The organism is Mycobacterium shottsii, assembly GCF_010728525.1.
Classification (GTDB): Bacteria; Actinomycetota; Actinomycetes; order Mycobacteriales; family Mycobacteriaceae; genus Mycobacterium; species Mycobacterium marinum.
Genome location: NZ_AP022572.1, coordinates 2,359,504 through 2,379,499 on the forward strand (window position 1 = coordinate 2,359,504; position 19,996 = coordinate 2,379,499).

A 19,996-nucleotide genomic window follows, 5' to 3' on the forward strand; every position below is an offset into this window, starting at 1 on the left:
AGCGCAGTGCGGCGCCGGTGTGCAGGTGCGTCTCGGATCGTGGTGGCTGCCAGGCGGGTCGGGTGCGATGATTTCAGACGTGCAGCAGACCGCCCACACCGGCGAGGAACACCCTGACCGCGGTACGTCGCCGTTTGCCACCCCGATATCGGGGGCGGTCGATAACCATCTGAGCATCGGCAGTTTCCGTTTCTGGTTCATCGGCCAGCGCTGGGATTGGTCCGACGAGGTGGCCAGGATGCACGGATATGAGCCCGGCGCCGTGGTGCCGACGACGAAACTGTTGTTGTCGCATAAGCATCCCGACGACCGTGCCCACATCCAGGACTTGCTCGACTATGCGTTGCGGTCGGGGGAGTCGTTTTCCGGTCGCCATCGCTTTGTCGACACGGCGGGCGTGGTGCACGACGCAATCGTGGTGGCTGACCGCATGGTGAACGAATCCGGCGTGGTCCAGGGAACATCCGGCTATTACATCGACCTCACCAACACCTTCGACGAAACGCGTCAGGAGGTGCTCGACGAGGCGCTGCCCGACCTGTTCGAGAACCGCGCCGCGATCGAGCAAGCCAAAGGTGTGCTGATGGCCGTCTACCGGGTCAGCGCCGAGCAGGCCTTCCGGGTGCTGCAGTGGCGGTCGCAGGAGACAAACACCAAGCTCCGTGCGCTGGCCAAACAAGTGGTCGCCGAAGTCGCGTCCTTGCCGCCGGTGTCGGCGTTGGTCCAAAGCCAGTTCGACCACTTGCTCTTAACAGTGCACGAGCGTATTCCCGCCGAGTCCGCGAGCTGATCGTCGCGGGTTGCGGCCCGCGCGGTGGGGATCGGGTTAGGCTCTAGCTAATCCTGGACGGTGCAGACGGTGGATCGGGCTCCACGTCTCGGCCGCCTAACGTTTGACACATTCGCGGGCGGTGAAGGCCATGGACCTGCTGGCGGTCGAGCATGAGGTTCGCCAAGACACCGTCGTGCTGCGGGCCAAGGGTGATGTCGATTCGAGCACCGTCGAGCAGCTCGTCGTCCATCTGGCGGCTGCCATGCAATTGGCGGCGACCCACCCTGCGCGCCTGGTCGTCATCGATGTGCGGCCGGTGACCTTCTTCGGCAGCGCGGGATTGAACGCGGTGCTGGAGTGTCATGAACAGGGGAAGGCGGCGGGCACATCGGTGCGGCTGGTGGCCGACCACGGGCAGGTGCTTGCGCCGATCCAAGTTACCGAGCTGGATCGCATCTTCGAGATTTACCCGACGCTGGCCGGGGCATTGCGGCCCGGCAAACCCGGTGAGCACGACCCCGAGGATGTCGAGCGGCCACGATGAACGCCAACGCTGCGGCCCCGGGGACGCCCAACGGGCAACCGTTGCCCGAGGACCTGCAGGCCGCGGTCGCCCTGGGCGGCGAGATGGGGCGCCGCTTCGCCGAGTTCGACTGGGCACACCATCGGTTGGGCCCGCCCGGGGACTGGGCACCCGAAGTGCGTGCGGCGGTGGCGATGACCCTGACTTCGCGGTTTCCCATCGTGTTGTGGCTGAGCCCGACCGACCTGTTCCTGATGTACAACGACGCCTATGCCCAGATCTTGGGCGACAAGCACCCGGCGGCGCTGGGCAGTGCCGGAAAGGTGGTGTGGCCCGAGATTTGGACGGCGATCGGGCCGATGCTCGCCGGCGTCGTTGCGACCGGCAAGGCCACCTGGTCGACCGATCTGATGCTGCTGTTGATGACGGCAGGCGTTCCGCAAGAGCGCTACTTCACCTTCACCTACAGCCCGATCATCAGTGGCGGGGCCGTCCCGGCCATCTTCTGTGCGGTCATCGAAACGACGCAACGGGTGTTGAGCGATCGGCGTCTGCATCTGCTCAATGCGGTGGCGTCGGCCGTGCTGGAGACCCACACCATCGATGACGCGATCGGTGCGGCCGTCACCGCGTGTGCCGCGCAGCCCGCGGACCTTCCGTTCATCGCGGTGTATGTGGCCGCCGATGGTGCCGATGCCGGCGCCGGCCAGCATCGGATCACGCTTCGGGGAGCCACGCCGTCGGTGTTGCCCGTCTTGCCCCAGCTGCTCGCCGAGCTGACGGACTGGGACATGGCTTCGCGGTCACGGGAGTCGGCGCATGTGGTCGGTGAGCTTGCCCGGGTGATTCCCGGCATCTGCGAGGTTTTCACCGACGACTGCCCGACCCAGGCGCTGGTGTTGCCGTTGAGTGAGGGCTCGACCCCCGGGGCGGTGGTGATCGGCATCAGCCCGCGGCGCCCATTGGATGCGCTGTATCGCGGTTTCTGCCAGCTGCTCGTCGATCAGCTGTCGGCGGCGCTGGCATCGGTGGTCTCCTACGAACGGCAACGGCAGCGAGCCGATGCGCTAGCGGAGCTCGATCGCGCCAAGACCGCGTTTTTGACCAACGTCAGCCACGAGTTCCGCACTCCGCTAACCCTGTTGCTCGGTCCGGTCGAGGATGCGCTCGCCGACGGCGGCGGCGACACCGTCTTGGCCGATCGGCTCGATACCGCACGACGCAATGCGCGGCGTCTGCAACGGATGGTCGACTCGCTGCTCGCGTTCTCGCGGATCGAAGCCGGTCGCGCAACCGCGCGGCTCGTGTGCACCGACGTGGGCACGCTGACGTCGCATATCGCGTCGTCGTTCACCGAACTCTGCGCCCGCGCCGGGCTCGACCTTGCGCTGGACTGCGCTCCAGCGCTGGCCGATGTCGATCCGGGCATGTGGGAAACCATCGTGCTCAATCTGCTGTCCAACGCGGTCAAATACACAATGAAAGGATCGATCGTCGTCGAGGTGCGCAGCGAGGCCGCGCACTGCCGATTCGTGGTGCGTGACACCGGAACCGGGATTGCGCCGGCCGACCTGCAGCGTCTGTTCGAGCGGTTCTATCGCGCCGAGAATGCCGGCGGCCGCAGTGCCGAGGGCAGCGGGATCGGGCTGTCCCTGGTACGCGGTCTGGTTGAGCTGCAACGCGGAACCGTGCACATCGACAGCGAACCGGGGCGCGGCACCGCGGTGACCATCCGGCTGCCGCGGTCGCCGACCGGCGCGGCCGCCGATCAGTCGCCGGCCGCCTTGCTCGATGAGACCAACCCGTACGTGGAGGAGGCCAGCCAGTGGTTGGTCTCATCGCCCGCGCAGGTACAGGCGGCACCGGAACAGCCCCGCCAGCTGGTGCTGATCGCCGACGACAACGCGGACATGCGGGCCCATCTGCATCGAGTGCTATCGCCGCATTGGGAGACCGTTCTGGTCGCCGATGGTGAGTCCGCGCTCAACGCAACCCGCAGCCTGCACCCCGACCTGGTGGTGACCGATGTGATGATGCCCGGTCTGGACGGTTTCGAGTTCATCGCCGCCATCCGCGCGGATCCGGTGCTGGCGGCCACGCCAGTCCTGATGCTGTCGGCCAGGGCCGGAGCGGAGGCCGTCAGCAACGGCTTCGCCGGTGGCGCCGACGATTATCTGTTGAAGCCCTTCCGTTCCCAAGAGCTGGTGGAGCGGGTGACCTCGCGGCTGGCCGCCGTTGCCCGCGAGCGCACCCGTCAGGGACTCGCCGCCAGGCTCATGCAGCTCGACGCCGCCCTACAGGCCACCGACTCGGTGGCCGGAATCCTCGCGGCCGTCCTGCACTACCGCCTGGCGTCGGGTGACGCGGCCGCGGCGGCAATCGGAGTTGTCGACGGGGACTATGTCCGGTTCGAATATGCCGGCGCAATCCCCGCGGAATTGCGCGATCGCTACCACGTGGCCAGGCTGGACAGCCCGCTGGTGGGAACCGACGTCATTCACCGCGGAGAGCCGATGCTGATCACCGACACGCTGGACCTGCCCCCGCGCTATCAGCACGCGGTGCAGGACACCGCCGAAATTGTTCGGGCCTGTGTCGCCCAACCGTTGCGCAACGCCGACGGACGTGTGATCGGGGTGCTGACCCTGCTGTGGCCCACGCCACGCCAATTCGACGCGTCCGAACTCGAGATGTTCACCCGGACCGCCGAGATTACCCAGATCGCACTGGATCGGGTGCGCGTCATGACCCGCGAACATCGCATTGCCGTCGACTTCCAGGAGCACCTCCTGGACCTGGACCGGGGATCGACCAGCGCGGTGGTATCGGCGGTGTACCAACCGGCCGGCGAAGCGATGCGCGTGGGCGGTGACTGGTATTCGGTGACGCCGCTGCGGCATCCGGGCAGGATCGCGATATCCGTTGGTGACGTCGTCGGTCACGGCCTGGCAGCGGCCATCGTGATGAGCAGACTTCGTGCCGCCGTGGCCGTCTCCGCGCTGAACACCGCCGAACCCGCCGATGTTCTGGGAGCGCTGGACAAATATGCGGCAACCGTTCCCGGCGCCAGCTGCGCCACGGTCGCCTACGCCCTGATCGACACCACACCGGCGGGTGCCGGCGCCATGAGCTACATCTGCGCGGGACATCCGTATCCGTTGGTGGTCTCCCCAAATGCCGGCCCGGTCTTCCTCAAGTCGGGACGGCGTCCGCCGGTGGCCACCCGTGGGACCGACTCGGCCGACGTCACCGCGCGTGCGGACCTGCCCGCGGGAAGTTTGATCATCTTCTATACCGACGGGTTGATGGAGCGGGCGGGGGAGACTCTCGACGACGGCTTTGCCCGGCTGGCGGATGCGGCGGCGGACTGCTCCGCCATGCCGGTGGCGGCGGTGTGCGCCGAACTCCTGCACCGGATGTGCCCGGCCGAGGGCTACCGCGATGATGTCGTGGTGCTGGCGCTGCGTCCCAGCCATGCCGGTCCGCGCAGCTTCGCCACCGTGTTGACCGCCGTCCCGGCCGAGATCCCGGTGGCGCGCCGGCGGATGGCGCAGTGGCTGACCGCGATCGGGGTCGACCTCGTGCGCAAGGGTGCCATCCTGCTCGCGACGGGCGAGGCGGTCACCAATGCGATCGAGCACGGCAGCGGCTGTGACGCCGGCAAGACGGTGTCCGTCGAGGCATTCCTGGATCAGGATGCGATTGCGGTCACCGTCAGTGACCAGGGCCGGTGGACCGGAGACTCGTCGGCCAGCCTGCGCAGCCAGCGGCGCGGGCGCGGTCTCACCCTGATGAGCGGGCTCGCGAACCAGGTCGAAACCGTCCGTACCCCGCAGGGCACACGAGTCGTGTTGCAGTTCGACGCCGCCACCGTGGACTGATCGTGGACTGGCCGTGAACTGGCCGTGAACTAGCTAGGCCTCCTCCATCGCCTCGCCGAGCTCCTCGAGGAGCCGGTTGTGGTGATTGCTCGCCATGACGTGACCGGCGGCGATGACCACCGCTACCGGCCATTCGATCAGTTCGAGTGCGGCCAGTGCGGCCAGACCGCCGTAGTAGGCCAGCTGCTCAGGCCGGGGGACCTCAACCTGGCCGACGAATGGCAGATTCACCACGAAAGTCTCGCCTTCCCTGATTTTCTTCACGGCATCGCGCTGTGAAACCGCTCTGCGCGCCTGCTTTTCCACCATCATTTGCCTTTCAGTAACGAAGGGTTTGCCGCCGAGCAGGGTCGTGCGGTCACCGTCTGAAGTATGTCGAGGACCGACGCCCTGGCCGATCCGCTAGTTTCGTCGTTTGCTGCGGTGCTGACTGTGCCGTTGCGGGAGATTTATGCGCTGTTGTGGCGCGTCGGGCTCGTGGAGATCGTCCAGCGGGAGCCGTCGCGGGTTCGGGTGTCGGTGACGTGCTCGTGTTGGGTGCAGGAGGGGCTGGAGGATCCGGCTGCTGAGCACGACCATCCAGAACACGGTCCACAACGGCCATCGCGGCGGTCGCAGCAGCGGCGGCTCCCAGGGCCTGCGCCCACCCGACTGGGTCGAGCGGGGTACAACCGAGCAGTTGGCTGACGATAGGAATACTGATCAGGGTACCCATCGCGGCCAGTGAGCCCAGCGCGGTGAGAACCACCAGCCAGTCGTGTGAGTCCAGCAGGGTTTGACCCAGCTGCGCGCTCACCAGGGCGACCAATCCCACCGTGGATGCCCGACGCGGCAATCCGGTCACCCCGGCCATCATCCAGGCGGCGGCGGTGGCGGCCGCAGCGGTGGTGGTTCCGCGGACGCCGACCGCTCGCCACAGCGCCTGCTGATCCGGTCCGCGCGCGTTGGGGTCGGTCTGGCCGCGCGGCTTGCTGACCGCCAGCGCCGCGGCGGGCAGCGCATCGGTGAGCATGTTCACCAGCAGCAGTTGCCGGGTGTTCAACGGCGAGGTTCCCGTGATGGCGCTGCCGATGATGGCGAATGCCACTTCACCGGCGTTGCCGCCCAACAACACTGAAACGGCCGCCTGCACCCGCTGCCACAGTTCACGCCCTTCCAGGATCGATGGGAGCAGTGATTCGATGCGACCGTCGAGCAACACCATGTCGGCGGCCACGCTGGCGGGGTCACTGCCATGCGCGACGACACCGATGCCCACGGTGGCCGCCCTGATCGCGGCGGCGTCGTTGGAGCCGTCGCCGACCATCGCGCACACCCGTCCGACGCGCTCTAGCGTCTGCACGATCTGCACCTTGTTCTCGGGTGTCATCCGGGCAAAGATCACGCGCTCGGCGACCGCACGCTCCTGGTCCATGCGCGACAGGGCATCCCACTGCGCGCCGCTGATGATCTGTTTGGCGCTCACCCGCAGGCCCAGCTCTTCGGCGATGGCCGCGGCGGTGATGGGGTGATCACCGGTGATCAGCCGCACGTCCAGTCCGTGTCCGCTCAACTCGGCGAGCAGACCCGCTGCCGTGGGGCGCGGCGTGTCGGACAGCCCTAGAAAGCCCACCAGGGACAAGCCGTCGTGGCAGAAGTCAGCGATGGCGTCCGGGTCGTCGAGAACGGTCCGAGCCTGCTGTGGGCTCAGCTCGCGCCGCGCCACCGCGATCACCCGCAGCCCGTCGGCGGCCAGTTCAGCGACCTGGCGGTCAATGCTCGGGCCGTTGGCTCCGCAGGCGGCCAACACCACCTCGGGGGCGCCTTTGATGCTCAGTTCGGTGTCTGACACCGAGGCGGAAAACGACCTGCCGGAGCGGAACGGCAGGTGAGCGTCGGACCGGTCGAGTTCGGCGGCCAATTCCGGTGGTGCCGCTGCCACGATCGCGACATCGGTGGCGTGTACCTGCGGTCCACCGTTGGTGGCCGGCGCGGCATGGACCGCGCAGCGCAGCACATCGTGATCCGAAAAGCCGGGGCCGGGATGTACTTGCGCCACGCGCAGCCGGTTCTCGCTGAGCGTTCCGGTCTTGTCGAAGCAAACCATGTCGACGCGACCGAGCGCCTCCACCGATCGCGGGATGCGGACCAGGGCGCCGAAGTGGGTGAGCCGGCGCGCCGAGGCTTGTTGCGCCAAAGTCGCCACCAGCGGCATGCCTTCGGGCACCGCGGCCACGGTGACGGCAATGCCGCTGGCCACCGCTTGGCGCAGGCCTTGGCGACGCAGCAGACCGAGTCCGGTGACCACGGCGCCGCCGGTCATGCTGACCGGCCAGGCCCGGTTGGTGAGCTGGCTGAGCTGGTGTTGCAGACCGACGTTGGACAGGTCGCCGGACACCAGGTCGGCGGCCCGCCGCTCCTGGGTGTCCGCCCCGACCGCGGTCACCACCGCAACTGCGGTCCCGGCTACCACGGTGGTGCCGGCATAGAGCATGCAGCTACGGTCCGCCAGATCGGCTCCGGGTGTGGGCTCGACCTGTTTGGTCACCGACAGCGATTCGCCGGTGAGCGCGGACTCGTCGACTTCGACATCGGTTTCGTCGATCACCCGGGCGTCGGCGGGAACCACCTCGTGGGTCCGGACCTCGATAACGTCGCCGGGCCGCAGTTGTTCGGCGACGACGTCGACGTAGCCAGGCTGTCCGTCCTGGCCGGTGACCACCTTTCGCGCGGGCGGAATTTGCAGCGCCAGTAGGCGGTTGAGCCGGCTCTCGGCGCGGAGTCGCTGCGTTGCGGCCAGTATCGAGTTACCGGTCAGCACTGACCCCACCATTACCGCGTCAACGGGTGAGCCCAATACCGCGCTCGCCGTTGCTCCCAGAGCCAGCATCGGTGTCAATGGGTCGGAAAGTTCTGCGCGGACCGCGCCGAGGAACTGTCCGATCGCCTGCATGGGCTCGGTGCCGAGTTGTGTACCACGCTTTGCCGCGTGCGCGCCGCTGCTGAGGGCGCGGGTCGCCAACGTCGAATGGGGTGCGCCCGGTTGAGGCGAGGTGCCGGTTGGCGGCAACAGTTTCTGGACCTGCTCAACGGACATGGCATGCCATTCGTGGAACGCGGCGGGTCGAGGCGGGCGCGCGCCGACAACCTTTCGCGCCAGCAGATACCCCGACAGCAGTCCGGCGCCCGCGCCGGTGGTCACCGGTCCCGGGCCGAGTCCGCGAACGCCCGGCACCATCAGCAGGGCGCCCAAAGCCGATGCACCACCGGATATTTCGATACCCCGCCGGCGCGCCGCCTTGGCGGCCGGAATCGCATGCATGATCCGCCAGGCGCCACCAAGATCGGGCAGCAGCACATCGGCGTACCAGGGTGGGACGGCGTCGGCGGTCTGCGGCAGTACACCAAGTGCCACGTCGGCCAACGAAATGGCCCGGCTCCGCGACGACAACAGCGCAACGGTGCGCCCCGCCTGCCTGAGTGCGACCACCGCGTCGGTCAGGGCGTCATCGATGGATCCGTGTCGCAGCGGCCGGATGTCGTCGAATGCCGGCCGCAGCTCGCCCAGCGAGTCGTCATCGACCGACACCAGATCCGCTCCGGTGCGATGCGCCTCGGCGACCACGGCCGAGGCGAGCGGATCATGCGCGGGTAAAAAGAGCGCTTCGGCTTCGAAAACCCCGGTGCTACCCGGATTTTCCGGGACCGCATGCCACCCCGGGCTCAGATCGCCGCGCTCCAGCAGCAACTGGGCCCGGTTCCACGCCGCCGACAGTTGGTCCTCATCCGCGCCGCGAATCCGGGCGACCCGTAGCTTGGCGGTGCACAGCACTCGCGGGTCGATGACGACCGCGTCGACCTCGTCGAGGCGGCGCAGGCAATCCGGCCGCATGGGCAAGACCCCGTGCCGCTGTGCCAGACCCTGACCAAGCGCAGCGGCAAACGCCTCCGGGGTCGTTCGGCTGGCCTTCGGGGTCGCCACCAGCGCGGCGGTCGCCGCCATGTCCATGTTGCGGGTGGCCAGCCCGACCAGCCCCGCGCTGATCGTCTGAATGTGCGCAAAGCGATCGGCATTTCGTTCGGCGGCACGCGCCGGTGCCGGCCGGGGCGCGGTGTAGGGCGCGCTGGTCGCCGGTTGCTCCGCGTACCGGGCCAACTCCGGTTCATGGTGCTGCCAGGCCAGTGCCCCCGCCCGGGCTTCGGCGGCTTTGAGGGTCTGCATCGCCAGCCCCACCGACAACGATGCCGGTGCCTGGGTGAGCGTTTCTGCCGCGGCTACGGCCAATGTCATGACCGTGTCCGTCGCCGGCCCGCCGATGCGGTCCTCGAGCAGGCTGCGCAGCCGGGGCTGGTAGTCGACCGCCACCACGCCGGCCAGCAAGGCGATTGGCACCCGCGGCCAGCGCAGCGCCCGGCCGGTGAGTGCCAGCCCGAGCCCGGCGGCGTTGGTGGCGACGGTCACGGCCCGGTTCACCAGTACCACGCTGTCGCCCGGCAGACTGATCGCGGGCGTTGCCCGGCAATTTTCTTGCGTTGCACGATAACGCTTTTCGGTGTCTTCGACTAGGCGGCACAGCTGCGGCAACGAGGTAGCCGCATCGATGTCCACGACAACCCGCGATAGCGGATAGTTGATCCGAACTGACGCGATGCCCGGGTGGGTGCGCATGGCCTCGCGCACCATGCGTGCGAGTTCATCGTCGGGTGTGTCATTGAGGCCCCGAACCTCGATCCAGGCGCGGCCCGCACCGCGCCAGCAGTGCCGGGTGAGTGTCTCGGGGGACAGCTCACCGGAGAGCGCCTTGGCGCCCTCGCGTAGCGGCGCGGCACCGAACTCCAAACACGCCCTGGTTACCGAACCGGTCGTCCTGCCCAGGGTTGCGGCGACGGCTGCGGTGGCCATCACCGACGCGGTGGCCATCGCGCTGGTTGCCTGGATGCCCGTGGCGAGCGCGCGCAGCGGCAAAGCCCCTTTTATGGATGTAGCAATGCTCAATGGGTGCTCAGCGCCGCCATCAATTGGTGCTGCGCAGTTCGGCGGCGCCCGCTCGACGGCCGGTTGACTTCTTGGCCGCGGTCTTGGCCGGCGCCTTTTGCGGGGCGGCCTTGGCCGGCTCCTCCTGGTCGGGTACCGGCGCGAGTTTCGCCTTTGCCGCGGGTGCGGAGGCCTCGGGCTGCTGACTCATCCGGCGCAACAGCAGCGCGCTGCCGCCGACGGCGAGCAGGATCGGCCATTCCGCGATGCCCGCGACGCCCAGCGCGCCCATGGCCAAGGCGGCGGCCGGTGTCGACTTGCTGCCGGTGCTGAGCCCGCGCTGGATGCCTTCGGCGGCTCCCTTGACGCCACCGACGACGCCGCTGACCGCCGCGCCGCCCACCGCACCCGCGGCCGCCGTGGTCGCCGTCGCGGCCCGATTCACCGTTTGACCAACGTTGCGGACTGCTCCGCCGACGACTCCCATAATTGCTCCCTGACTTCTCACCGATCTATCGTTGCGTCCCACGCTGCACAGCATCGACAGCGCTGTCTTCAGCATGCATCTATTAGAAGCCTGCCACGTTACAAACGCGCAGACAACGAACATTGTTAGGGAGTGTCCAGCGGCTACGCGGCTGGGCCGGGGCGCAGGTCGACGAAAACCGGTGCGTGGTCGCTGGGGGCTTTGCCTTTGCGCTCGCCCCGAACGATCTGCGCGTCGACCACGCGGCCGGCCAATGCCGGCGAGCCCAGGATGAAATCGATGCGCATTCCCTGCTTTTTGGGGAACCGCAGCTGCGCGTAGTCCCAGTAGGTGTAGACACCCGGACCAGGGGTGAAGGGCCGTACCAGATCGGTGAACTGTGCATCGACAATGGCGTTGAACGCCTTGCGTTCTGGCTCGGAGACGTGGGTAGCCCCGGTGAAGAACTCGGTGCTCCAGACGTCCTCATCGGTGGGGGCGATGTTGAAGTCGCCGGCCAGCGCTATCGGCGCGCCGGGATCGTATTTCAGCCAACATTGGGCCGTATCCCGCAGCGCAGCAAGCCAATCCAACTTGTACGTGTAGTGCGGATCCTCCAGCGTGCGGCCGTTCGGCACGTACAGGCTCCACACCCGAACGCCGCCACAGGTTGCGCCCACCGCGCGAGCTTCGGCGGCCGCGGCGACCTCTGGCCTGCGGCTCCAGGCGGGCTGGCCATCGAAGCCGATCTGGACGTCGTCGATGCCGACGCGTGAAGCGATGGCCACGCCGTTCCATTGATTGAAACCAACATGGGCGACCTCGTAGCCGAGTTCGAACAGCGGCAGGGTCGGAAACTGGGTGTCCGAACACTTGGTCTCTTGAATGGCCAAGACATCGACGTCGGCGCGCTCCAGCCAGTCCAGGACGCGGGGTAGGCGGGTGCGAATGGAGTTCACGTTCCAGGTGGCAAGCCGCAGGGTGCCATCGGGCATGGCTAGAGGCTAGCGGGTGTCCGCAGATAGCGACGACGATGGTGCAGCCGCAACCCCAGCGACTCGGCCCAGCCGGGCGTGGCGGTGCCGGGCACGCAGGTGTAGCCACGGGTCGCACCTCGGCCGGCGCCCCAGGCCAGCAACGTCGTGTAGAGCAGGGCGGCCGGACCGGTCGGGGACTGGTCATCGATGGTGCAGGCGGCCGACACCCCAACCCAGCGGGTGCCGTCCGGTGCGTCGGTTACCGCCGCGCGTGCGACCACCGCTTGCGGGCCGGAACCGAATGCAAGCTCGCCGTCGATGACCGCGGTGAGGGCATGCCCGGCGATCTCGCGGTCGCAGTGGCCTCGCCACACATCGTCGGGCCGGGGCGACACCGTGATCGACGGGTCGGCTTGGCGGGCCGCGACCTCGCCGACCAGGACACGTTCGGTGTGCTCACCGGTCAGGCCGGCCGGATCCGGCATGAGCCGGTCGGGAATGGCCAGCCGAGGCGTGCGGCCGCGCTGCGTGTACCAGTCGAGGATCGCGGGTATCGCGTCGGGGCGGGCCGAAATATCCAGCGGGACCGCCGAATTAGCGCATAGCGGGGCTCCGTGGCAGGCGCGTAGCAGCCAGCCGTCCAGCCAGCTCCGGTCGGTGCCGGGCCACGCCGCGGCCGCCGCATGTTCCAGGGCCCTGATATCGGCGGTGCGGATGGGCGCATCGGTGAGCACCCGCAGTGCCACCACGTCGGCCGGCGCGAACTCGGCGATCGCTCCGGTCTTCGTTTGCACGCGCACCGTCGGGGCAATCGTGAGCAGATGTCCCACCGCATCGGTCAGCGGCGGGACGGACCCGGCGGGTCGGCGGTAGCGAATCGTGACTCGCGTTCCGAGGTCCGGCCATGGCGCCGTCATCAGTGACCGAACGGATCGGGCCCCTCGCCCGGCAACCACGACAGGCCGGGAACCCCCCAGCCGTGTGACTTGACCGCACGCTTTGCGCTGCGGGCATGCCGGCCGATGAGGCAGTCCAGGTATAGATAGCCGTCCAGGTGCCCGGTTTCGTGCTGCAGCATACGCGCGAACAGGCCGGAGCCTTCGAGCTCGACGGGGTTCCCCTCGGCATCGAGCCCGGTAACGCGGGCCCAGGTGGCGCGGCCGGTAGGAAACGACTCGCCGGGAACCGACAGGCACCCTTCGTCGTCGTTGTCCGGGTCGGGCATGTTCTCGGGAATCTCGGACGTCTCGAGCACCGGGTTGATGACCACGCCCCGGCGGTGCGCGGCTTTTCCGCGATCGTCGGCACAGTCATAGACAAACAACCGCAGGCCGTATCCGATCTGGTTGGCGGCCAAGCCGACGCCGTGCGCGGCATCCATGGTCTCGTACATGGTGGCGATCAACTCGGGCAGATCGGCAGGTAGCGAACCGTCGGCTCCGACCGGGACGGGAGAAGTCGGAGTGTGCAGGACTGGATCGCCCACGATCCGAATAGGAACCACTGCCATGGTCGGCTAGCTTATGCGGGGCGACTGGGCCCGGTGACGACGCCCGCCGCTCGGCGGCGGAGGAGTCGGGTGGTTGGGCGCGACGCCGGGTCGGAGGCAATCCGCCCAATCTGCCGACTCGCGGGTCGCGGTTACGGGGCAACAGTTCCCGGCGTGGTTGAATACGTCGGAACATGCCCCTTTGTAGGTCAAGTCATTCGAGCAAATAAAGCAAATAAGCATTCGCCGGAAGGGTCCAGGGGAAGCGATATGGACGGCGCTATGGCGCGGGCAAATCGAGCGGGGGACGACTCTGAAATCGCCGACGGTTTGACCCGTCGGGAACATGACATCCTGGCGTTCGAACGCCAGTGGTGGAAGTTCGCGGGTGTCAAGGAAGACGCCATCAAGGAGTTGTTCTCGATGTCGGCGACGCGCTACTACCAGGTGCTCAATGCGCTGGTTGATCGGCCGGAGGCGCTGGCGGCGGATCCGATGCTGGTGAAGCGGTTGCGCCGGCTGCGGGCCAGTCGTCAGAAGGCGCGCGCCGCCCGGCGGCTCGGCTTCGAGGTGACCTGACACCGGTCCCGGTTTTGTCCGTGCTTTTTCAAGTTCTGGGCGTCTCCTGGCTACAGTGGGCTCGATGAACGAGCGCGTACCCGACTCTTCGGGGCTTCCTCTGCGGGCCATGGTGATGGTGCTGCTGTTCCTGGGCGTCATCTTCTTGCTGCTGGGTTGGCAGGCCCTGGACTCGTCCGGGAAGGCGGTGGATGACTCATCGTCGCTAACCACGATGCCGACGTCGTCCAGCGCCACGAAGTCGCCGACCTCGACGAGTGCCAAACCCGCTGCCCCCCAGGCGGAGGTGCGGGTCTACAACGTCTCTGGTCTCGAGGGTGTCGCTGGGCGCACCGCCGACCAACTCAAAGAGGCCGGCTTCAATGTGACTGAGGTCACCAATCTTTCGGTATCGGACGTGCCGGTCACCACCGTCTATTTCGGCGATGCCGAAGGCGAACAGGCCACCGCCGAAGCGGTGGGTGAGAAGCTGGGCGCGCCCGTCGAACGGCGGATAGCCGAAATTTCCGACCAGCCCCCCGGCGTCATTGTCCTGGTCACGGAGTGAGCCGGCGCGACACCAGCCCGGGTCGTTTCGGCCCGCTCGATGACTCGAGGGTCGCCAGGTTAGGCTCTCGCTATGCCTAAGCCAGCCGGTCATCGCAATGTCGCAGTTGTCACCATGTCCGCTCTGTCCGCGACCGCTTGTGTCGCGTTGTTGAGCGGGTGTTCGTCGCCTCAACATGCGTCGACGGTTCCGGGCACCACACCCTCGGTGTGGACCGGTTCACCCGCGCCGGCCGGCACCAACGAGCACCGCGAGGGGGCGTCCGAATCGGAGGGTCTGGCGACTCAGCTGCGGGCACCGGATGGCACCGAGGTTGCCACGGCCAAGTTCGATTTCGCGGACGGATTTGCCACCGTCACCATCGTGACTACCGGCACCGGCTACCTGGCCCCTGGCTTTCATGGAGTGCACATCCACAAGGTGGGCAAGTGCGAGGCCAATTCGGCCGGTCCGACCGGCGGCCCGGTGGGTGACTTTCTGTCTGCGGGAGGACACTTGCAGGTGTCCGGGCGCCCCGTACCCGGGCAGTCCAGTGGTGACCTGACGTCGCTGCAGGTGCGTAGTGACGGCAGCGGGACGCTGGTGACCACGACCGATGCATTCACCATGGATGACCTGACGAGCGGGCAGAAAACCGCGATCATCATTCACGCCGGCGCCGACAACTTCGCCAACATTCCGGCCGATCGCTATAGCCAGACCAACGGGACCGCGGGTCCCGATCAGACCACGCTCGCCACCGGTGATGCCGGTAAGCGGGTGGCGTGCGGTGTCATCGGCTCCGGCTAGCTCGTCGGCGGGTCGGACCGCAAACCGGATAGATTTCGCGCGTTCGCCGCGGCCGACCGTAGGAGTGGAGTGGGAGTTCGCCCTGGTCGACGCCGAGACCCGGGATCTGAGCAATGAAGCCACCGCGGTCATCGCCGAGATCGGCGAAAACCCCCGGGTGCACAAGGAGCTGCTGCGCAACACCGTCGAGGTGGTCAGCGGTGTGTGCGGCTCTGCCGGCGAGGCGATCGAGGACCTGCGCACCACCCTGGGCCCGGCCCGCCGGATCGTGCATGCCCGTGGCATGGAGCTGTTCTGTGCGGGCACCCATCCGTTCGCGCAATGGTCCACCCAGAAGCTCACCGACGCACCGCGTTACGCCGAGCTGATCAAGCGCACCCAGTGGTGGGGCCGCCAGATGCTGATCTGGGGCGTCCATGTCCACGTCGGCGTCTCCTCGGCGAACAAGGTGATGCCGATCATCTCTGCGCTGCTCAACTACTACCCCCACCTGTTGGCGTTGTCCGCCTCCTCGCCCTGGTGGGGCGGCGAAGACACCGGTTACGCCAGCAACCGGGCGATGATGTTTCAACAGTTGCCTACCGCCGGGCTGCCGTTCCAGTTCCAGACCTGGTCGGAGTTCGAAGGCTTCGTGTATGACCAGAAGAAAACCGGCATCATCGACCACATCAACGAAATACGTTGGGATATAAGGCCTTCGCCGCACCTGGGCACCATCGAGCTGCGGATTTGTGACGGCGTTTCCAATCTGCGCGAACTCGGTGCGCTGGTGGCCTTGATGCATTGTCTCGTGGTGGACCTGGATCGCGGGCTTGACGCCGGCGAGACGCTGCCGACGATGCCGCCCTGGCACGTCCAGGAGAACAAGTGGCGCGCGGCGCGCTACGGCCTGGACGCGGTGATCATCTTGGACGCCGAAAGCAACGAACGGCTGGTCACCGACGACCTCGACGATGTGCTGACGCGGTTGGAGCCGGTTGCGCGGTCGTTGAGTTGCGCGGACGAGCTGGCCGCGGTCGCAGAGATCCCGCGAGTCGGCGCCTCTTACCAGCGCCAGCGGCGGGTGGCCGAGGAACACGACGGAGACTTGCGGGCGGTGGTCGACGCACTGATCGCCGAGCTGGATATCTGAGGTGCCGGGCACGCCGTCGGATGGACTCGCGCGGTAGTTCGACCACGACGGTCGCCACCGCAATGCGGTCGGGGCACGACCGGATCCGGGCTGCCGCCGGATTTAGGGGCGCAGTCGCGCGATGAAAACCTGTGCTGCCGCCTCTGCCCGCTGTGGGTCACCGGCGATGATGGCCTCGACCAGATCGGTGTGTTCGCGCTCGTATGAGGTGCATGTCCCCACCGGGCCCGCTTCCACCGCCCGATGGATGGTTGGCAACAGCAGGTCATAGAACTGTAGATATATCTCGTTGTGGCTGGCCGCGACGATGGCGCGGTGCAACGCCGTGTCGGCCGAAGTCATCTCGGTACGTTCTTTGTCGTTCGCCGGCTCTCGGCTCCACAGTTCGTTGCGCCGGGCGAGCAGGACCCGAAGGTCCTCGATATCGGCGGCATCACGCCGGCGCGCGGACAGGACGGCGGCGGTGACCTCTACCGCCTCGCGCAGTTCCCAGAGATCACGTTCGCGGGCGGCCGCGAAATATTCGGCGAGGGCGCTGCCTTGTTCTACGTCGGCAATGACGTAGGTGCCCGACCCTTGTCGTCGTTCGAGTATCCCCACGTGTACCAGGGCCTGCACGGCTTCGCGCACCGTGTTGCGGGCGGTTCCGGTCATCTCGCAGAGTTCGGGTTCGGTGGGAATGCGATCACCGACTCTCCAGCGCCCTGACGTGATCTCATCGCGCAGCTGATCGCTTACCTGGGCGATGAGTGTCCGTCGGCGCACTGTCTGCATGCCACCAGCATAGGCAGTTTGCCCAATACGTCCATTCATTCTGTGATTCCTACCGTTGTCCAACACTGGATTGGGGGAATTCCGATGACTGCTGTGGCGGCACCGGCGATCCACGACCCAACCGCCAGCCGGTCGTTGTTTGCCAGCAGGGTGACGGTCTTGCTGGCGATCGCACTGTCCGCCTTCACCATGCGGTCCGCCGTCACCTCGATGGCGCCCCTGCTGGCGAGGGTCGCAGACACGATGGGCTTCGGCGGTACCGTCATCGGCGTCTTCGGGATGCTCCCCACCGCCATGTTCGCCTTGGCCGGGTTCGCCGCGCCCCTGAGCCGCCGGTTCGGCCCGGAACGTCTGGCGCTGCTCAGTGTCTTGGCCACAGCGGCGGGGACTGCCGGCCGCTCGATGGCGTCCGACACGTCCGAGCTGATGGCGTTCACCACGCTTGCCCTCGTCGGCATGGGCATCGCAAACATTGTGATCCCGCCGCTGGTCAAGAAGTACTTCAACGATCGCGTCGCCTTGATGAGCGCGGTCTACCTCGCCTGCCTGCAGCTGGGCACCATCATGCCGGCCGTGGCCGCGGTGCCACTGGCCGAGTCCTATGGATGGCGGGCCTCGCTCGCAATCTGGGCGCTGATTCCCGCGGTTGCGGTTCTACCGTGGATACTCGTCCTCGTCCGCCGTGGCACCAATGGCACCGATCGCGCTGCCCGGACGGGAAAACGATCGGGCCGATCTGGCGCTCGCCGATCTCCTGGGGCCTGACCTTCATGTTCAGCATGACGTCGCTGATCACCTATGCGATGTTTGCCTGGCTTCCCGTGATCGTGACATCTGCCGGAGGCAGCGAAGCGCTCGGAGGCGCCATGGTTGCGACGTTCTCCGGCGTCGGGTTCCTTGCAACGCTGGTGACACCCAGGCTGTGCGCTAGGGCTGCCAACCCGTTCCCCATTGTCGCCGCTTCTGCGTTGTGTTTTCTCGTCGGTTTCGCGGGATTGCTGTGGGCTCCGCTGACCGCACCCATCGTCTGGGCGATATTTCTCGGGCTCGGCCCAAGCACCTTCCCGGCCGCAATCACCCTCATCAATCTGCGGTCGCGCACCGAAACCGGTTCCGCGGCGCTGTCCGGTTTCACCCAGGGCATGGGCTATTTGTTGGCCAGCCCAGGACCACTGATCTTCGGAATCCTTTACAACGCCACTGGACGGTGGGAACTGTCGTTTGGATTTCTCCTGGTCCCGCTGATCGCACTGCTGGCCGGTGGGTATCATGCCTGCAAGCCCCGCTATCTGGAAGACACGTTGACCCCTTCCCGGAAGTCGGGGTCGGACGCTGTCGAGGACGTTGTCGAGGGAGAACTGCTGCCGGAGTGTTCGACGAGCTGCTCGTGACCGCGCGACCGGCCGGTGAGCCGGGCCTTGGTGATCACACCGCCTTGCGCGATACGCTGCGTTTCTGCACAGCGCTGCGATCGTGGTGTGGACCGCGACTGTTGTCTGGCAGGTGTGGCAGACCCGGATTGAGGGGGCATGGTGGCCGTTCCGAAGCCCTTCGAATCACCGATGTTTCCGCTGGAGGCGGCGATGCTGCCCGGCCAGGATCTGCCATTGCGCATCTTTGAGCCTCGCTACAGCGCGCTGGTGCGACACTGCCTCGATACTGGTGATCCGTTCGGTGTGGTCCTGATCGCCGGTGGGCGCGAGGTGGGTGGCGGTGAGTCGCGATACGACGTCGGGACGCTGGCCCGGATCACCGAATACGTCGACGAGGACGCGGGTCGTTATCAGTTGTTGTGCCGCACTGGGGAACGGATTCGGGTGTGCGACTGGCTCCCGGACGAGCCCTATCCGCGCGCGACGGTACAGATCTGGCCAGATGAGCCGGGCGCAGCGGTGAGTGCGGCCCAGTTTCGCGCCACCGAAGACCGGGTGATGGCGTTGTTCGAAAGGATCGCCACCGCCCGTGGCATCGAGTTGCCGGATCGCGATGTGGTGTTCGACTACCAGTCCGACGACATCGCCGCTGACGCGGGAACGTTGTTGTACGAGTTGGCGTCTCGGGTTCCGATGGGCCCGGCCGACGGCTACGCGGTGTTGTCGGCGCCGTCGGCCGGTGAACGGCTGGCCGCGCTCGCCGAGGCGGTGGATTCGGTCGAGGCGATGGTCGATTTCCAGCTGTCCGACTAGGGCGTGTCTGCTTAATGTGAATGGTGTTTTGGCTGATGCTGTTTGGGTGATGCGGACGCATGCGATTTCTGATGATTTGTGGTCGCTGATCGTGGCGGTGTTGCCTGCGGGGCGGCGGCGTGGCCGGCCGTGGAACGATCATCGACGTACTCTGGAGGGCATTATCTGGCGTTACCGTACGGGATCTCCGTGGTGTGACCTGCCCGAGCACTTCGGTCCCTGGCAATCGGTGGCCGAGAGGCATCTACGCTGGTCGGTCGATGGCATCTACGCGCGGATCTTCGCGGCGATCGCCTCTGACCTCGACGCCGAGGACGCCGACCTGGGCGCACTGTTGTCGGTCGATTCGACCAGTGTGCGCGCCCACCAACACGCAGCCGGAGCGCGCTCCGGGCGCCGCACAGGGGGATCTGTCGAATTACAAGAAATATCTCGATGAGCCCGATGACCACGCCATTGGGCGTTCCCGCGGCGGGCTGACTACCAAGATCCACGCCTTGACCGACCAGCTGTGCAGTCCGGTCACCCTGGCACTGTCGGCCGGTCAAGCCGGTGATAATCCGATGCTTTGGCCATTGCTGGCCGCCCGGTGCAGCAACTCATACGCCCCGTTTCGCCTGCTGGCGGACAAGGCGTACTCCCATGACTCGACGCGGGCACAGCTGCGCCGGCTCAAGATCGCCCATACCATCCCCGAGCGCAGCGACCAGATCACCCGCCGCAAAGCCAAAGGCCGCAACGGAGGACGGCCTCCGGGGTTCTCAGGCCGAATCTACAAGCACCGTAACACCGTCGAGCGAAGCTTCAACCGGCTCAAACACTGGCGCGCGGTCGCCACCTGCTACGACAAATACGCCCTGACCTACCTCGGCGGTGTCACCCTGGCCGCCATCATCACCTACCACCGCGTCCGCAATTAGCAGACAG

At 66.9% G+C, this 19,996-nt stretch carries 15 protein-coding genes and 2 pseudogenes; 10 read left to right on the forward strand and 7 right to left on the reverse strand.

Annotation, left to right across the window (positions count from 1 at the left end; translation table 11 throughout):
• The first annotated feature begins 67 nt into the window (after positions 1-67).
• The 3 genes from G6N41_RS11125 (at position 68) to G6N41_RS11135 (ending at position 5,176) form a co-directional block, all read left to right on the forward strand.
• Positions 68-790 (forward strand): PAS and ANTAR domain-containing protein, encoded by a 723-nt coding sequence (locus G6N41_RS11125; RefSeq protein ID WP_198967374.1) that lies wholly within the window; start codon positions 68-70, stop codon positions 788-790.
• 130 nt (positions 791-920) lie between these two features.
• Positions 921-1,316, forward strand: a complete 396-nt coding sequence (locus G6N41_RS11130) for an STAS domain-containing protein (RefSeq protein ID WP_198967375.1) — start codon at positions 921-923, stop codon at positions 1,314-1,316.
• Positions 1,313-5,176 (forward strand): ATP-binding protein, encoded by a 3,864-nt coding sequence (locus G6N41_RS11135; RefSeq protein ID WP_198967376.1) that lies wholly within the window; start codon positions 1,313-1,315, stop codon positions 5,174-5,176. Before G6N41_RS11130 ends, G6N41_RS11135 begins: the two co-directional genes overlap by 4 nt.
• A gap of 33 nt (positions 5,177-5,209) precedes the next feature.
• Here the strand turns inward: G6N41_RS11135 and G6N41_RS11140 are convergent, their stop codons facing one another.
• The 6 genes from G6N41_RS11140 to G6N41_RS11165 all read right to left on the reverse strand — a co-directional run bounded on the left by G6N41_RS11140 (position 5,210) and on the right by G6N41_RS11165 (position 13,083).
• Entirely contained in the window at positions 5,210-5,485 is a 276-nt protein-coding gene (locus tag G6N41_RS11140) for a hypothetical protein (protein ID WP_020731710.1), read from the reverse strand.
• Positions 5,486-5,534: 49 nt separating this feature from the next.
• The gene (locus tag G6N41_RS29765; RefSeq protein WP_198967377.1) at positions 5,535-10,121 is read right to left on the reverse strand and encodes a cation-translocating P-type ATPase; all 4,587 of its coding nucleotides are present in this window, start codon (positions 10,119-10,121) and stop codon (positions 5,535-5,537) included.
• A gap of 49 nt (positions 10,122-10,170) precedes the next feature.
• Positions 10,171-10,617, reverse strand: coding sequence for a hypothetical protein (locus G6N41_RS11150; protein ID WP_198967378.1), 447 nt, complete (start codon positions 10,615-10,617; stop codon positions 10,171-10,173).
• Between the two features lie 143 nt (positions 10,618-10,760).
• Positions 10,761-11,576 (reverse strand): exodeoxyribonuclease III, encoded by an 816-nt coding sequence (locus tag G6N41_RS11155; RefSeq protein ID WP_198967826.1) that lies wholly within the window; start codon positions 11,574-11,576, stop codon positions 10,761-10,763.
• A 17-nt stretch (positions 11,577-11,593) separates the two neighbouring features.
• A complete protein-coding gene (locus G6N41_RS11160) occupies positions 11,594-12,490 on the reverse strand; it encodes an N-acetylglutamate synthase, CG3035 family (RefSeq protein WP_198967379.1) in 897 nt (298 codons plus the stop codon).
• Positions 12,490-13,083 (reverse strand): peptide deformylase, encoded by a 594-nt coding sequence (locus G6N41_RS11165; protein ID WP_012392692.1) that lies wholly within the window; start codon positions 13,081-13,083, stop codon positions 12,490-12,492. The genes G6N41_RS11160 and G6N41_RS11165 overlap by 1 nt, the downstream gene beginning before the upstream one ends.
• Before the next feature lie 249 nt (positions 13,084-13,332).
• On the opposite strand from G6N41_RS11165, the gene G6N41_RS11170 reads away from it, so the two are divergent.
• The 4 genes from G6N41_RS11170 (at position 13,333) to G6N41_RS11185 (ending at position 16,109) form a co-directional block, all read left to right on the forward strand.
• On the forward strand, positions 13,333-13,641 hold the full coding sequence (locus G6N41_RS11170) for a DUF3263 domain-containing protein (protein ID WP_012392693.1): 309 nt from the start codon (positions 13,333-13,335) through the stop codon (positions 13,639-13,641).
• A 64-nt stretch (positions 13,642-13,705) separates the two neighbouring features.
• Positions 13,706-14,188, forward strand: a complete 483-nt coding sequence (locus G6N41_RS11175) for a LytR C-terminal domain-containing protein (protein WP_198967380.1) — start codon at positions 13,706-13,708, stop codon at positions 14,186-14,188.
• A 72-nt stretch (positions 14,189-14,260) separates the two neighbouring features.
• On the forward strand, positions 14,261-14,977 hold the full coding sequence (sodC, locus tag G6N41_RS11180) for a superoxide dismutase[Cu-Zn] (protein WP_198967381.1): 717 nt from the start codon (positions 14,261-14,263) through the stop codon (positions 14,975-14,977).
• Positions 14,934-16,109: a glutamate--cysteine ligase gene (locus tag G6N41_RS11185; RefSeq protein ID WP_198967382.1), complete on the forward strand. Its 1,176-nt coding sequence runs from the start codon at positions 14,934-14,936 to the stop codon at positions 16,107-16,109. The genes sodC and G6N41_RS11185 overlap by 44 nt, the downstream gene beginning before the upstream one ends.
• A gap of 102 nt (positions 16,110-16,211) precedes the next feature.
• On the opposite strand, the gene G6N41_RS11190 is transcribed toward G6N41_RS11185, so the two are convergent.
• Positions 16,212-16,922 (reverse strand): FadR/GntR family transcriptional regulator, encoded by a 711-nt coding sequence (locus tag G6N41_RS11190; protein ID WP_231608933.1) that lies wholly within the window; start codon positions 16,920-16,922, stop codon positions 16,212-16,214.
• 45 nt (positions 16,923-16,967) lie between these two features.
• Between G6N41_RS11190 and G6N41_RS11195 the strand changes: the two are divergent.
• The 3 genes and pseudogenes from G6N41_RS11195 to G6N41_RS11205 all read left to right on the forward strand — a co-directional run bounded on the left by G6N41_RS11195 (position 16,968) and on the right by G6N41_RS11205 (position 19,989).
• A pseudogene (locus G6N41_RS11195) lies at positions 16,968-18,274 on the forward strand (MFS transporter).
• Between the two features lie 138 nt (positions 18,275-18,412).
• Entirely contained in the window at positions 18,413-19,069 is a 657-nt protein-coding gene (locus G6N41_RS11200) for an LON peptidase substrate-binding domain-containing protein (protein ID WP_198967383.1), read from the forward strand.
• 46 nt (positions 19,070-19,115) lie between these two features.
• Positions 19,116-19,989: pseudogene (locus G6N41_RS11205) on the forward strand (IS5 family transposase).
• Positions 19,990-19,996: the final 7 nt, after the last annotated feature.

What these genes read in the sequence shown, in the direction of transcription:
- sodC (WP_198967381.1), top strand. Translation starts at nt 14,261, where the DNA reads ATGCCTAAGCCAGCCGGTCATCGCAATGTCGCAGTTGTCACCATGTCC.
- G6N41_RS11140 (WP_020731710.1), bottom strand. Translation starts at nt 5,485, where the DNA reads ATGGTGGAAAAGCAGGCGCGCAGAGCGGTTTCACAGCGCGATGCCGTG.
- G6N41_RS11190 (WP_231608933.1), bottom strand. Translation starts at nt 16,922, where the DNA reads ATGAATGGACGTATTGGGCAAACTGCCTATGCTGGTGGCATGCAGACA.
- G6N41_RS11200 (WP_198967383.1), top strand. Translation starts at nt 18,413, where the DNA reads ATGGTGGCCGTTCCGAAGCCCTTCGAATCACCGATGTTTCCGCTGGAG.
- G6N41_RS11150 (WP_198967378.1), bottom strand. Translation starts at nt 10,617, where the DNA reads ATGGGAGTCGTCGGCGGAGCAGTCCGCAACGTTGGTCAAACGGTGAAT.
- G6N41_RS11165 (WP_012392692.1), bottom strand. Translation starts at nt 13,083, where the DNA reads ATGGCAGTGGTTCCTATTCGGATCGTGGGCGATCCAGTCCTGCACACT.
- G6N41_RS11170 (WP_012392693.1), top strand. Translation starts at nt 13,333, where the DNA reads ATGGACGGCGCTATGGCGCGGGCAAATCGAGCGGGGGACGACTCTGAA.
- G6N41_RS11125 (WP_198967374.1), top strand. Translation starts at nt 68, where the DNA reads ATGATTTCAGACGTGCAGCAGACCGCCCACACCGGCGAGGAACACCCT.
- G6N41_RS11175 (WP_198967380.1), top strand. Translation starts at nt 13,706, where the DNA reads ATGAACGAGCGCGTACCCGACTCTTCGGGGCTTCCTCTGCGGGCCATG.
- G6N41_RS11160 (WP_198967379.1), bottom strand. Translation starts at nt 12,490, where the DNA reads ATGACGGCGCCATGGCCGGACCTCGGAACGCGAGTCACGATTCGCTAC.
- G6N41_RS11130 (WP_198967375.1), top strand. Translation starts at nt 921, where the DNA reads ATGGACCTGCTGGCGGTCGAGCATGAGGTTCGCCAAGACACCGTCGTG.
- G6N41_RS11135 (WP_198967376.1), top strand. Translation starts at nt 1,313, where the DNA reads ATGAACGCCAACGCTGCGGCCCCGGGGACGCCCAACGGGCAACCGTTG.
- G6N41_RS11185 (WP_198967382.1), top strand. Translation starts at nt 14,934, where the DNA reads ATGCCGGTAAGCGGGTGGCGTGCGGTGTCATCGGCTCCGGCTAGCTCG.